The organism is Marinobacter oulmenensis (genome assembly GCF_014201735.1).
Taxonomy (GTDB): domain Bacteria; phylum Pseudomonadota; class Gammaproteobacteria; order Pseudomonadales; family Oleiphilaceae; genus Marinobacter; species Marinobacter oulmenensis.
The window spans coordinates 266,781-279,791 of sequence record NZ_JACHFE010000002.1 but is presented as its reverse complement, the minus strand read 5'-3'; the positions used below and the strand labels follow the sequence as shown (position 1 = coordinate 279,791).

Below are 13,011 nucleotides of genomic sequence, written 5' to 3'. Positions count from 1 at the left end.
GTTAACTTTCAGAAGGATCTGCTCGACCCCGTGGCAAAACACCCAGGCACTGCCCCAACCGCTGATTCGGCCCGGCCAGGCATCATCGAGGACCTTGGCGACGCACTCGCCCTCAAAGGTGACTGGACACTGCCGCATTATTCCGCGCTCAAGCGCCGGACCCTGGCTTCCCGGGATCTGGCCAGTGAAAAATCCCTGGATCTCGACCAGATCGGGCGACTGGACACCGCAGGTGCCTCGCTGATCGTCAGGCTCGCGGGTCCGGAAACCGTGCTCGAAGCCCTCGCCCGCACCAGCCTGCCGGAAGCTCAGAGAGCACTGCTACGCCTGGTGGCGGAGTCAGACGTCAAACCAGCCGGCGACAATGAGCCCCGCCAGGGGCTGATCCACATGCTGGCCCTGATCGGTGAGCGGATGTCCCGACTTGGCCGGCAACACTGGCTGCTCGCTGGGTTCATGGGTCAGACGCTGGCCACCCTGTTTGCGATATTCCCGCGCCCCGGGCGCTGGCGCGTGACGTCGTTTGTGGCCGCCGTACACGATACCGGCCTGAATGCCCTGCCCATTGTGGCTCTCCTGACCTTCCTGGTGGGGGCGGTCGTCGCCTTCCTGGGCGCCACGGTACTGGAAAACTTCGGGGCGACCATCTATACCGTCAACCTGGTGGCCTTCTCGTTCCTGCGCGAATTCGGTGTGCTTCTGGCAGCCATCCTGCTGGCCGGGCGCACCGCCAGCTCGTTTACCGCTCACATTGGTGCCATGAAGGTCAATGAAGAGCTGGACGCCATTCGCACCCTCGGGCTCAGCCCCGTCGAGCTGCTGGTGGTCCCCAGGGTTCTTGCCCTGATGGTCAGCCTGCCTATCCTGACGTTTGTCGGCATGATGTCAGGCATTGTCGGCGGAGGCCTGGTCTGCGTCCTGACCCTGGACATCCCGCTGACACAGTTCGTGGCCATTATTCACAGGGACATCGCGCTTCAGCATTTTGTCACCGGCATGTCGAAGGCGCCGGTTTTCGCCTTTCTGATTGCAGTGATCGGCTGTCTCGAAGGCTTCAAGGTCAGCGGCAGTGCCCGCTCGGTGGGCGAACACACAACATCGAGCGTGGTACAGTCCATTTTCATGGTGATTCTTCTGGACTCCATTGCGGCACTGTTCTTCATGGAAATGGGCTGGTAAACGATGCATTCGGAACCGGACAGACAGTCGGCTCAACCCGTTATCCAGGTGCGGGGGCTGATTAACCGTTTTGGTGATCTGGTGGTTCACGACCAACTGGATCTGGACCTGTACCAGGGAGAGATTCTCGGTGTGGTCGGCGGATCGGGCACCGGCAAGTCGGTCCTGCTGCGAAGCATTGTCGGTCTTCAGCACCCATCGGCTGGCACCATCCGGGTGCTCGGCGAAGACCTCATGGCATTGGCACCAGACGAGCGCTCCCGACTGGAGCAGCGTTTTGGGGTCCTGTACCAGGGCGGCGCCCTGTTCACATCACTGAACCTGGCCGAAAACATTGCCCTGCCCCTGATCGAGCACGCCGGCCTCAGCCGCCCGGAGGCGGAGGAACTGGCATTAATGAAGCTGGCACTGACCGGACTGCCGCCCGAGGCGGCGAAGAACCATCCGTCCGAGTTGTCGGGCGGCATGGTCAAAAGGGCTTCCCTGGCCCGCGCCCTGGCGTTGGATCCGGAAATCCTGTTTCTCGACGAGCCGACCGCCGGGCTTGATCCGATTGGCGCAGCGGCCTTCGACGAATTGATAGTCACCCTGAGAGACGCCCTGGGGCTGACCGTATTCCTGGTGACCCACGACCTGGACACCCTGTACAGCACCTGTGACCGGGTAGCGGTACTGTCCCGGCAAAAAGTGCTGGTGGCGGACACTCTGGATGCTGTGGCTGACACCCGGGATGAGTGGGTGCAGGCCTATTTCCACGGCCCGCGGGGGCGGGCCGCCATGACCGCCCATGAGCGGCAGAACAACACGGAGCCCGGTTAATGGAACCCAGAGCACATCACGTTGTCATCGGCTTTTTTACCCTGGCCGCCGTTGCTGCCGCGCTACTGTTTGCCCTCTGGCTGGGGAAATCTTCCGGCGACACGGAGTGGGCCTGGTACCGAGTAGGTTTTGACCATCCGGTTGGCGGGCTTGCCGAAGGCAATCCAGTGCTCTACAGCGGGGTCAACATCGGCACCGTTGAGGACCTGACCCTGGCGCCAGAGAATCCCGCCCATGTTCGCGCGTTGGTGCGCGTCGACAAAAGCGTGCCCATCCGAAAGAACACCAAAGCCGGACTGGTCATGGCCAACATTACCGGCAGCATGAGCATCCAGTTTACCGGCGGCTCACCGGATAGCCCGATTATACCCGGTGACCGGAGCAATCCGCCGTTGATTCAGGCCCAGCCGTCCACCATCAGCAACCTGCTCTCGAACAGCGAAACCCTGCTAACCAAGGCCGACCAGTTACTGGCCAGCGCCAATAACCTGCTCTCGGAGGACAACCTGGACAATGTCGCGGGCATTCTGGAGAACACCCGGATTGCCAGTGAAGCCCTGGTAGCCAGCCGGGATGATCTGCTGGCGCTGATGGCGCAATTCGATTCCGCCGGCGTGCGCACCGAAGAAGCCGCGATCAAAGTGTCGGCTGCCGCTGACCGGGCCAGCGCGGTACTCGATGACGGCGTCGAGCCGGTGCTGATCAGCCTGAATACCGCCATACAGACATTGCAGCCCACCCTGGACCGGCTGAATCAGCTTAGTGCTGACAATGGCCAGGCACTGGATCAGGGCCTGCAGGGCATTGGCGAGCTGGGTCCGACGCTACGCGAACTGCGTGGCACCCTGCGCAATCTTAATTCCTTCACCCGCAAGCTTGAGCAGGACACCTTTGGCACCCTGCTGGGCGAGGACAGCATCAAGGAGTACAGGGAATGATCAAGCCTGCAAGAAAGCTCGCTATGGCTCTGGCTATTGCCAGCCTGAGCGCCTGCACATTGCTGCCGAAATCCGATCCGCCCCGGGTGGTTGATCTGACCTCCGATGCTGCCTTCCCGGCGCCCGAGCCCCAGCGTGGTGACACCGTGCGCGTGGAAACACCGCTGGCGTCGTCGCCCCTCAGCGGAACGCTGGTTCTGATCAAACCGGAAAGCTACGAATATCAGGCCATTCCGGGGGTTCGCTGGAGGGACAGCCTGCCGACGGTGGTTGAAGACTTCCTGGTTCAACGGTTTCGCGCCAGCCGGGGATTTGCCAATGTCATCTCGGCAACCAGTCCCGCCACAGCAACAATCAGCCTGGTCAGTGAACTGGACAGCTTTCATGCACAAAGAATCGGCCCAGCGCCCACCGTCGTTGTCGCCATGCACAGCGAACTGATGGACAACCGTACGCGCGAGACCCTATGTGTTACCGATCAGACCATCGAAATTCCGGCAAGCTCAACCGCCGTGCAGAGTCTGATGCCGGCCTTCAGCGAAGGCGCCGAACGACTGGCGCGACACACCCTGGAATGGGCCCATGCCTGCCTGGCGGAGCGCTAGGGAGTCAGGCCTTGCTGTCGGGGAACAGATCCGCCCAGGCGGCCTTGAGATAGAGAAACATGGACCACAAGGTCAGCGCGGCAGCCAGATAAAGCAGGCCAATCGCGACATAGGCCCAGAACTGGCCGGGAGGGAACGCCAACAGGCCGACAATGGCCGCCATTTGGGCCGTTGTCTTGATCTTGCCAATGTAGGACACCGCCACGCTGGCGCGGCTGCCGATCTCCGCCATCCATTCCCGCAGCGCTGAAATGACGATTTCACGGCCAATGATGACGGTCGCCGGAATAGTCAGCAGAACCGTGGAATACTCTTCAATCAGCACAGCCAGTGCCACGGCGACCATCAGCTTGTCAGCCACCGGGTCAAGAAAGGCGCCGAAGGGCGTGCTCTGGTCCAGTTTGCGTGCGAGGTAACCATCCAGCCAGTCCGTCAGCCCCGCCAGGGCAAAAATGATCGCGCTACCCATGAAGCTCCACGGTACCGGCAGGTAGAACACCACCACGAAGACCGGAATCATCAGGATGCGGGACAGCGTCAGTATGTTAGGCAGATTCATGGCCTTCCTATTCGTTGTGCAGTGCTGCGTAGATGGTTTCTGCCAGCGCCTTACTGATGCCCTGTACCTTGGTCATCTCATCAACACTGGCCTTGCGGATTCCCTGCAGGCCACCGAAATAACGGATCAGTTCCCGACGGCGCTTGGGCCCCACGCCTTCAATACCTTCGAGCGTGGACTGCCGTCGTTTTTTGTCCCGACGGGCCCGGTGTCCGGTGATCGCAAACCGGTGCGATTCGTCCCGGATATGCTGGATCAGATGCAGCGCCGGCGAATCCGCCGGCACCCGGAAGACATCCCCGGTCATGGCATCGATCAACTGCTCCATGCCAGCCCGGCGCGTCACGCCCTTCGCCACACCAATCAGCGGGATATCAGAAACCTGAAGTTCGTCAAAGACTTCCCGGGCAATGTTCAACTGCCCTTTACCACCGTCAATGAACACCAGATCCGGACGCTTGCCTTCGCCATTGACCATGCGACGATAGCGCCGGGTCAACACCTGACGCATGGCGGCGTAATCATCCCCGGCCTTCACATCTTCAATGTTATACAATCGGTAATCGCTTTTCAGTGGGCCATTCTCGTCGAAAACCACACAGGATGCGACCGTATTCTCGCCCTGGCTGTGACTGATGTCGAAGCACTCCATGCGCCCGGGCGTTTCCGGGAGGTCCAGCAGATCCCGCAATGCCAGCAGCCGACGGTATACAGTCTCTTTGCTGGCCAGATGCGTGAGCAGTGTCTGACGGGCGTTGGTCATGGCCAGTTCCAGCCAGCGCCGGCGCTCCCCACGCACGTTACCGCGAATGCGGGTTTCCCGGTTGGCGGCATCGCTCAGCGCCTGGGACAATAGCGCCTGGCCCTCCACGTCTACCGGAACAAGAATATCCCTGGGTATTTCCCGGCGGGCATCGCCACCAAAATAATACTGGCCGAGAAACGCTGCCAGCAGTTCGCCCTCCGACTGTTCCAGGGAAAATTTCGGGAAGTAATCCTTGGTCCCCAGCACCCGGCCGCCGCGAACAATGATGACCACCACGCAGACGACTCCCGCCTCCTGGGCAATGGCAATAACATCGGCATCTCCGCCCTCACCTTCAACCGACTGCTGTTCCTGGACATGACGCAGGTGGCTGATCTGGTCGCGATAGGCAGCAGCCTTCTCGAACTGCAGTTCGCGGGAGGCCTCCTCCATGGCGTTCATCAGGTCATGGATGATCGCCGGGTTCTTGCCTTCCAGGAACATGGTGGCGTGCCGGATATCCTCCTGGTAGTCCTCGGGGCTGATAAAGCCCACACAGGGGGCGGTACACCGGTTGATCTGGTACTGGAGACAGGGGCGGGTCCGATTCCTGAAATAGCTTTCACTACAGGACCTTATACGGAAAATCTTTTGTAGAACATTAAGACTTTCCTTGACAGCTCCGGAGCTTGGGAAGGGGCCAAACCAGGTGCCGCCGCCTTTTTTCGTACGCCCCCGCCGGAAGGTCAACGACGGATAATCATCGTGGGATGACAGGTAGATGTAGGGGTAGGATTTGTCATCCCTGAGCAGGATGTTGTAAGGCGGCCGGAGCGATTTGATCAGGTTCTGCTCCAGCAGCAGAGCCTCGGTTTCGCTGCCGGTGATGGTCACTTCAATGGACTGGATGCGGGCGACCAGGGCTTCGGTCTTCGGAGCCAGGCCGCTCTTTCGGAAATAGCTGCTGACCCGGTTCTTCAGGTTCCGGGCCTTGCCCACGTATAGCACGTTCCCTCCGGCGTCATACATACGGTAGACGCCGGGGCGTTCGGTCAACTGTTTCAGGAAGTTTTTACTGTCGAACTCCCCGGAGGCTTGCTGCGGCGAATCAGACCTTGTCGGCATCAAGCAACCCGAGTCTTACAGCCATGAGGGCCAGTTCCACGTCGCTGGAGATTTCCAGCTTTTCGAATATCCGGTAGCGGTAGGTATTGACGGTTTTCGGGCTCAGGCACAGTTTGTCGGAAATGTCCTGCACTTTCTGGCAGTCCACCACCATCATGGCGATCTGCATTTCACGCTCTGAAAGCCGTTCAAACAGGGACAGCTCGCTTTCCTCACCGTCACCGGACAACTGTTTGAGCGCCATCTTCTGGGCAATTTCGGGGGATATGTAGCGCTGGCCTGTGTGTACTCTGCGGATGGCGCGCAGCATTTCCTGGATATCCGCACCCTTGGTGATATAGGCGCGGGCGCCACACTGCATAACGCGGGCGGGATAGGGGTCGTCCGCGCAGGCGGTTACCACGATAATCCGGATGGAATCATCGATCCTGAGAATACGGCGGGAGGCTTCCAGGCCACCGATACCGGGCATGCGGATATCCATCAACACAATATCCGGGCGGACACTGCGAACAGAGTCCACAGCCTCTTCACCGGACGCCGCCTGACCGACCACCTCAATATCGGGGTTGTCCGCCAGCATGCGGGTAATACCGGAGCGCACCAGTTCATGATCATCAACAACCAGCACCCTGATCAAAGCTCACCTCGCACTCGGGTTACAAAACAGTGTGATTGTATCGCTTAGCGCACTAACGGGATAGGAGGTCATTACTATACGTTTGGCGGGGTACCCAGACCGGCGGAGTTTTCCACCGGGTCAAACCAGACCACCAGTTCCCCCCGGCGCACGGCGGCCAGCACCCCTTCCCGTTCGGCCAGGGGCGATTCCGTATCGTTCAGTCCGTGGTAACGGGTGCAGTATTCCTCGGCCAGCCCTTCGAGCTGGTCGTCAGTCAGGAGACTGGCGTCCACTACAAACTTTTCCTGGCGGGGATCGGCTTCCGGTTGCTGCTGGGTCTCGTCGGTCATGGCGCCTCCTGATCAAAGGCGCCATGTTACGACTTTCTATCGGGTCTTGAAACCGGCGGTCAGACGGCGCATGGAAATGGACTCCTGGCGCAGGGCATCGCTGACGGCGCGGGCACTGCGTACCTGCTCTGCCAGGGTTTCAGCGCTGGCTGACAGAGCATCGGAGCGCCGGCCCACCCGGCCAATTTCGTCACGCTGAAGGCCCACCGACGAGCGAATGGTTTCGCTTTGCTGCTGCAGTTCATCAAACTGACTGGCCAGTTGCTCCAGGTGGCTCTTCAGAGCCAGCAGATTGGTGCGGTTCTGCTCACCGGCATCACTCATATCCGCCAGCAACCCATCCACCTCGCCAACCCCGGAAACGAGATCCTGTACCCATTGGCGAATGTTTCCGGTGGATTCGGAGGTCCTTCGGGACAGGGTCCTCACCTCATCGGCCACCACGGCAAACCCCCTGCCATGTTCACCGGCACGGGCGGCTTCAATGGCGGCGTTCAGTGCCAGCAGATTGGTCTGCTCAGCAATGTCCGCGATGACATCGATCACCTGTTCGATTTTGCCCGTGGATTCGTTCAGGCTGTGAATGGACGACGACACCCGCCCAATGACCTCAATGGCATGCTCGGCGCCCTGTTCACTCTGTTTCAGGCCCTCCCCCACTTCAGCGTTGGCTTCAACTGCCTGACGAACGGTGGTCGCGGATTGATCCGTTGCCGATTCAATGTGAGAAGCCTGATCCGCGATAGCAGCCATCGACGTGGTAACATCCCCCACCTGTTTTCGCGTGGCTTCGGAAGCAGTCTGCAATGCCTCGGCGCTTTCATCGAGCCGGCCCGAACGCTCATCAAGCCCGCCGGCTGCCAGCCGCACGTCCCGGATGAAATTTTCAAACCGGCTCACCAGTCCTTCCAGGGCGCCCGCCACGCCGGCCACTTCATCCCGGCCCCGGAGTTTGGGAGTCAGTGTCAGGTCCGCGTTTTCCTCCATGCGGATCAACTGGCGCTCAACCACCTGCAGGCGGAGGATGACCGACCGGCGCAACCACAGGGTCATTGCCACCACCACTACCAGAAACCCGAGCGACCCGGCCAACAGGTAGCGCTGCTGGTTATCAAGAAACCCCAGTAGTTCCCGGGACCCGGCCGTGACTTCTTCGCGGCTGATCTGCTGCCGTTGGCTGATCGCTTCCAGCATGGGGCCCAGCGCCGGGAACAGCTCGAAGTCCACTACCTGGCCGACACGGTAATAGCTCTTCTCATCGATCCCGGACTTCATTTTGGTCATTAGCCCCTGTACGGCCTCGAAAGTAGCTTCATGTTCGTCCGTCCAGGGCTTCAGACTCGGGGTCTGCTCAACGGCCAGCCAGTGATCGGCCAGGGCCTCATCAAGCCGGGCGTATTCCGCTTCGATCTCGTCCCACAGCATGAGTTGGGCCTTGATCTTGAAAGCCAGTTCCTGCAACTGCCTGTGGTCCTGCTCGAGATCCACCAGCATCCAGGATTCCTGCAGATTGTGGCGTATCAGGCTGTCCGACGTGCTTTCAGCTTTCACGATAATCAGCCAGGACATCGCCGCCAGACCCGCGACGGCAGCCAGAGAAAGAAAAGCGAAGAACAGGATTCGGGCACGTACGGTCTTGAGCATGCTATCTCCGAGAAGGGCATATTCTCCGGAGGGTATGCCAGTTTTATGACACTTTTGTGTAAGCTGTCGCGTCAATTAACGTGTCTGTAGATGGGCAATGGCTGTTACCGCCTTTCAAAAACGGAAGGGTTTCAATATCATTCCGGCCCCGGCCACCGTTTGAAAGCTAATGAATAACACCGCATTTCGTCTGACACTGCCTATTCTCTTTGGCTATCTGCCGCTTGGTACGGCTTTTGGCGTGCTGTTCACCACGCAACTGGACCACGCCTGGTGGATAGCTCCGTTCATGGGGCTGGTGATCTATGCCGGTGCCGGACAGATTCTGGCGGTCAGTCTGCTAGCAGCTAACGCCGGACTGCTGGAGGTGGCGGTCGCCATGTTTGTGCTGAATGCCCGGCACCTGTTCTATGGACTATCACTTCTCGGGCAATTCCGGGGAGCAGGCTGGCGCAAGGCTTACCTTATCTTTGGCCTGACCGATGAGACCTACTCTCTGCTCACCAGTCGGCCCAGGGGCAGAGACCGGGTTCATGAACAGCATGTGGACTTCAGGATCACGGCATTCAACCAGCTCTACTGGTTGATTGGCTGTACCGCCGGCGCCCTGCTGGGACGAATGGTCGCCTTCAACAGCGCGGGTATCGAGTTTGCCCTGGTGGCCCTGTTTATTGTCCTGACCATCGAGCAGTACAAGTCTCTGGGTGACAGTTTCCCCCTCTGGGCGGGAGCCGCAGCAGCCGGCCTGGCGATACTCGCTGTTCCCCAGCCCCATCAGTTGATCGCAGCCATTGCGGTCGTGACGGCTGTACTGCTGATCCACTACCTCTGGCATCGCTCCAGGACCAAACCGGAGGCCTCATCCAATGACGGATAGCCACTATCTGGCCGCATTCATCGCAGTATCCGCACTGGCAACCTTTGCCACACGGGTGGTGCCTTTTCTGTTCTTCCAGCGACACACCGATCACCCGTTGGTCATTCATTTGGGGCGTTTTCTGCCGGCCGCTGTCATGGCCTTGCTGGCCACCGTCTTCCTGCAACGGTCCGCAGACTGGCAGATGCCTCTGCCGGGAGCCGACGCGATGGTATCGGGCCTCCTTGTGGTGTGCATTCATCTGTGGCGACGAAACGCCCTTCTGTCCATTGCTGTCGGTACAGCAACCTACATGGCATTCCAGCAGATGTGACTCTAAGATTTGATTAATTGATCACGGTCAAGTGACAATACCCTTTCCCATTGCGCGGGAATAACGTTATTACAAAACACAAAAATGCGCTAAAGAGAGGAACAGACCGTGAAAAATTTCATACCCGCAGTGGCCCTGCTCGGGCTGTCCGCTGCTGTCGGTGACGTGCAAGCGGCATCAGGGAATCCTGAGAAAGGGGCCGAAACGGCCGCCATGTGTGTTGCCTGCCACCAGTCGGATGGGGGCGGCAAGCATGTCGAAGGCGGTGAATCCTGGCCCAGGCTTGCCGGACTGAACGCCACCTACATCGCCAAACAGCTTCACAGTTTCAAGGAAGGCTCCCGTCAGAACCCATCGATGATGCCATTCGCCAACACGCTGGGTGATCAACAGATTGCCGACGTGGCCGCCTACTATGCCCAACTGGAGCCCACCCAGGGACAAGGCGGCGAAGAAACCCCACAGGCCGTGCTGGACCGGGGTCAGCAGATTGCAGAACGAGGGGATTGGTCCCGGTACATCGTTTCCTGCAAAAGCTGCCATGGTCCGGGTAGCCGGGGCGCCGGTGACACCTTCCCGGGCATCGCCGGTCAGCATGCAGGCTATATAAAAGCCCAGCTCAAAGCCTGGCAGGCGGGCACCCGCTCCAATGACCCGCAGAATCTCATGGGTGCCATCGCCAAACGCATGACCGATGAGGATATCGAAGCCGTTGCCGCATGGCTGGCAACCCGGACACCTGAGGCTGAATAAGGGAGCTGACTGACATGATTCGCACACTTTTACAGACCGCACTGTCGGGCGCCCTTCTCACCTGGGCCTGTATTCCGGCCCACGCCCAGCCGAACGACGCCGCCGCTCAGGACTACATCAAGACATTGACCGACATGGGGTTTCCCGCACCGAAAGAGAATCAACTGGTTCATATCCCCCCCACCATGGAGGACCTCGAGGACGCCGATATTCACCCGGAGCTGAAACGGGTCATCCGGCGGGGCTACGACCTGTTTACCAATACCCAGCAACTGCGCGGCGAAAACGTGTTCAACAACATGAACTGCTCCAGCTGCCACCTGGGCGAAGGGCGCATGCCTTTCAGCGCGCCAATCTGGCCGGCGGCGGTCACCCTGCCCGATTACCGGGGCAAGAACGGTCACGTCAACAGTCTGGAGGAGCGTATTGCCGGTTGTTTTGCCTATTCGATGAACGGAAAGCCGCCAGCCTATGGCAGTGACAATATGATCGCACTGTCCGCCTATCACTCCTGGCTGGCCACGGGCGTCGAAATGTATCCCAAACAAGCCATTTACGGCCGGGGGTTCCCTGCGCCTGAGCGGCCGGAAGAGCTGAGTTACAGCCGGGGCAAGGAACTCTACGCCGAGAACTGTGCGGTATGCCACCAGGAGGACGGTTCCGGGATGCGGGTGGATGACCAGACCGCCTATCCGGCACTGTGGGGCGATGGCTCCAACAACTGGGGCGCCGGCATGGTCCGGATCTTCACCGCTGCGGGCTTTATCAAGAACAACATGCCTCTGGGCCAGCCGCGGTCCCTGTCTGACCAGGAGGCCTGGGACATTGCCTACTTCATGGTCAGCCAGGAGCGCCCTCAGGATCCACGCTACACCGGCGATGTGAAAGCCACTGCCGAGAAACACAGCAACTTTCACAAGCATTCCATGTACGGCAAGGTGCGGGACAGTGATGGCAGGTTGCTCGGGGACCACGATAATACCGGCAGCAAGCCTTTTCTGAAGCCGGACAACATCCAGCCCCGCAGCTTCAAATAGCTTTCCGCGTTATAATGCACCCGCAAGGCCTCCTTCACGGAGGCCTTTTTGATGATGCCGAATTCAACAGCTGTCAAGGAGACGTCCATGACCCACCAACGCTGGCACCTTCTGGTATCCGGCAAGGTACAGGGGGTGTACTACCGTGCTTCGACTGAACACAAAGCCCGCGAACTGGGCCTGACCGGTTATGTTCGCAACCTGCCCGACGGTCGTGTGGAAATCATTGCCGAAGGCACGACGGAGGCTCTGCAGGCCCTCAAAGACTGGTGTCATCAAGGCCCGGAGCGCGCCGACGTCACTGAGATTGATGCCCGGAACCATACCGCCACCGGAGAATTCACGGACTTCGGGGCGCGTCATTGATTTCACTTCTGGACACTTTCCTTAAAACCCTGGAAACCACCCTGCCCGTCTTCGCCATGGTCTTTCTCGGCATCGGTCTGAGGCGAGTTGGCTGGATTGACCAGGCATTCGTCAGCACAGCCTCAGCACTGGTGTTCAAGGCGACACTGCCAACCCTGGTGTTCCTCAGCATTACCCGCGCGGAGCTGGACACCACCTTTAATCCCCACATGCTCGGATATTATCTGGCTGCCACCCTCGCCAGCTTTGCCCTGGCCTGGCTCTGGGCCCTGCCAAGAGTGACCCCTGAAGACCGGGGCGTCTATGTCCAGGGGGCTTTCCGGGGCAACTGCGGCATCGTCGGCCTGGCCCTCGCTGCCAGCCTTTACGGCGATTACGGGCTATCCGCTGGCGGGCTACTGCTGGGACTTGTGATCATCAGCTACAACACTCTCTCAGTGGTGGTGCTGCTGGCCTACCATCCCGGCCGCTCCATGAACCTTCCAGGCACTGCTCGAGATATAGTACGTAACCCACTGATAATCTCTGTAATGATCGCCATTCCATTTGCCGCGTTTGAGATTTCGCTACCTGACTGGCTGACGACCACCGGCGATTACTTTGCCTCTCTGACCATGCCTCTGGCCCTGCTCTGCATAGGTGCGACCATCTCCCTGAAGAGCATTCGCAACGATAGCGCCACGGCGCTTGGCGCCTCTGCCTGGAAAATGGTGATTCTGCCGGTCATTTGCACACTCGGAGCATGGATCGCCGGTTTTGAGGGACGGGAACTGGGACTGATGTTCCTGTTTTTTGCCAGCCCGACAGCCGCCGCCAGCTTTGTCATGGTCAAAGCCCTCGGTGGTAACCACCGGCTGGCGGCCAACATTGTGGCCCTGACAACTCTGCTGGCGAGTATCACTGTGACCGCCGGTGTATTTGTGCTCCAGTCGACCGGTGCTGCCTAACCGTGACTTACTTCACCATCCATATGATGCCCTCTACCTTTCCGGATAACCGAATGTTATATTTGGTTACATTGTGTTAATGCCTTGCTGGCCTTATGGATGCCAACCATTCAGGCTGCCGGAGATCTGCGT

15 protein-coding genes are annotated in these 13,011 nt (G+C 59.5%); 10 read left to right on the top strand and 5 right to left on the bottom strand.

Annotated features, from left to right (window positions below; genetic code table 11):
- Positions 1–81 precede the first annotated feature (81 nt).
- Genes HNR38_RS04525 through HNR38_RS04510 form a run of 4 tightly spaced genes read left to right on the top strand, consistent with a single transcriptional unit; the run spans position 82 to position 3,541 of the window.
- Entirely contained in the window at positions 82–1,179 is a 1,098-nt protein-coding gene (locus HNR38_RS04525; RefSeq protein WP_343068249.1) for an MlaE family ABC transporter permease, read from the top strand.
- A 3-nt stretch (positions 1,180–1,182) separates the two neighbouring features.
- The gene (locus tag HNR38_RS04520; protein WP_183700221.1) at positions 1,183–1,998 is read left to right on the top strand and encodes an ABC transporter ATP-binding protein; all 816 of its coding nucleotides are present in this window, start codon (positions 1,183–1,185) and stop codon (positions 1,996–1,998) included.
- On the top strand, positions 1,998–2,936 hold the full coding sequence (locus tag HNR38_RS04515) for an MlaD family protein (protein ID WP_183700219.1): 939 nt from the start codon (positions 1,998–2,000) through the stop codon (positions 2,934–2,936). Before HNR38_RS04520 ends, HNR38_RS04515 begins: the two co-directional genes overlap by 1 nt.
- Positions 2,933–3,541 (top strand): ABC-type transport auxiliary lipoprotein family protein, encoded by a 609-nt coding sequence (locus tag HNR38_RS04510; RefSeq protein WP_183700217.1) that lies wholly within the window; start codon positions 2,933–2,935, stop codon positions 3,539–3,541. Before HNR38_RS04515 ends, HNR38_RS04510 begins: the two co-directional genes overlap by 4 nt.
- 4 nt (positions 3,542–3,545) lie before the next feature.
- Here the strand turns inward: HNR38_RS04510 and pgsA are convergent, their stop codons facing one another.
- From pgsA to HNR38_RS04485, 5 genes are all read right to left on the bottom strand, one after another.
- Positions 3,546–4,100 (bottom strand): CDP-diacylglycerol--glycerol-3-phosphate 3-phosphatidyltransferase, encoded by a 555-nt coding sequence (gene pgsA, locus HNR38_RS04505; protein ID WP_183700215.1) that lies wholly within the window; start codon positions 4,098–4,100, stop codon positions 3,546–3,548.
- 7 nt (positions 4,101–4,107) lie between these two features.
- The gene (gene uvrC, locus HNR38_RS04500) at positions 4,108–5,970 is read right to left on the bottom strand and encodes an excinuclease ABC subunit UvrC (protein ID WP_183700213.1); all 1,863 of its coding nucleotides are present in this window, start codon (positions 5,968–5,970) and stop codon (positions 4,108–4,110) included.
- Entirely contained in the window at positions 5,954–6,610 is a 657-nt protein-coding gene (gene uvrY / locus HNR38_RS04495) for a UvrY/SirA/GacA family response regulator transcription factor (protein ID WP_183700211.1), read from the bottom strand. The genes uvrC and uvrY overlap by 17 nt, the downstream gene beginning before the upstream one ends.
- A gap of 74 nt (positions 6,611–6,684) precedes the next feature.
- Positions 6,685–6,942, bottom strand: a complete 258-nt coding sequence (locus HNR38_RS04490) for a YheU family protein (protein WP_183700209.1) — start codon at positions 6,940–6,942, stop codon at positions 6,685–6,687.
- Between the two features lie 36 nt (positions 6,943–6,978).
- The gene (locus HNR38_RS04485; protein ID WP_183700207.1) at positions 6,979–8,586 is read right to left on the bottom strand and encodes a methyl-accepting chemotaxis protein; all 1,608 of its coding nucleotides are present in this window, start codon (positions 8,584–8,586) and stop codon (positions 6,979–6,981) included.
- Between the two features lie 169 nt (positions 8,587–8,755).
- Between HNR38_RS04485 and HNR38_RS04480 the strand changes: the two genes are divergently transcribed.
- The 6 genes from HNR38_RS04480 (at position 8,756) to HNR38_RS04455 (ending at position 12,879) form a co-directional block, all read left to right on the top strand.
- Complete coding sequence (locus HNR38_RS04480; RefSeq protein ID WP_183700205.1) at positions 8,756–9,463, top strand: AzlC family ABC transporter permease; 708 nt, start codon at positions 8,756–8,758, stop codon at positions 9,461–9,463.
- Entirely contained in the window at positions 9,453–9,776 is a 324-nt protein-coding gene (locus tag HNR38_RS04475; protein ID WP_183700203.1) for a branched-chain amino acid transporter permease, read from the top strand. Before HNR38_RS04480 ends, HNR38_RS04475 begins: the two co-directional genes overlap by 11 nt.
- Before the next feature lie 108 nt (positions 9,777–9,884).
- The gene (locus HNR38_RS04470) at positions 9,885–10,529 is read left to right on the top strand and encodes a c-type cytochrome (RefSeq protein ID WP_183700200.1); all 645 of its coding nucleotides are present in this window, start codon (positions 9,885–9,887) and stop codon (positions 10,527–10,529) included.
- A 14-nt stretch (positions 10,530–10,543) separates the two neighbouring features.
- Positions 10,544–11,566 carry a c-type cytochrome gene (locus tag HNR38_RS04465; protein ID WP_183700198.1) on the top strand — a complete coding sequence of 341 codons (1,023 nt, stop codon included), beginning with the start codon at positions 10,544–10,546 and terminating at the stop codon, positions 11,564–11,566.
- An 87-nt stretch (positions 11,567–11,653) separates the two neighbouring features.
- On the top strand, positions 11,654–11,932 hold the full coding sequence (locus tag HNR38_RS04460; protein ID WP_183700196.1) for an acylphosphatase: 279 nt from the start codon (positions 11,654–11,656) through the stop codon (positions 11,930–11,932).
- Positions 11,932–12,879, top strand: coding sequence for an AEC family transporter (locus tag HNR38_RS04455; RefSeq protein ID WP_183700873.1), 948 nt, complete (start codon positions 11,932–11,934; stop codon positions 12,877–12,879). The genes HNR38_RS04460 and HNR38_RS04455 overlap by 1 nt, the downstream gene beginning before the upstream one ends.
- The last annotated feature ends 132 nt before the right edge of the window (positions 12,880–13,011 follow it).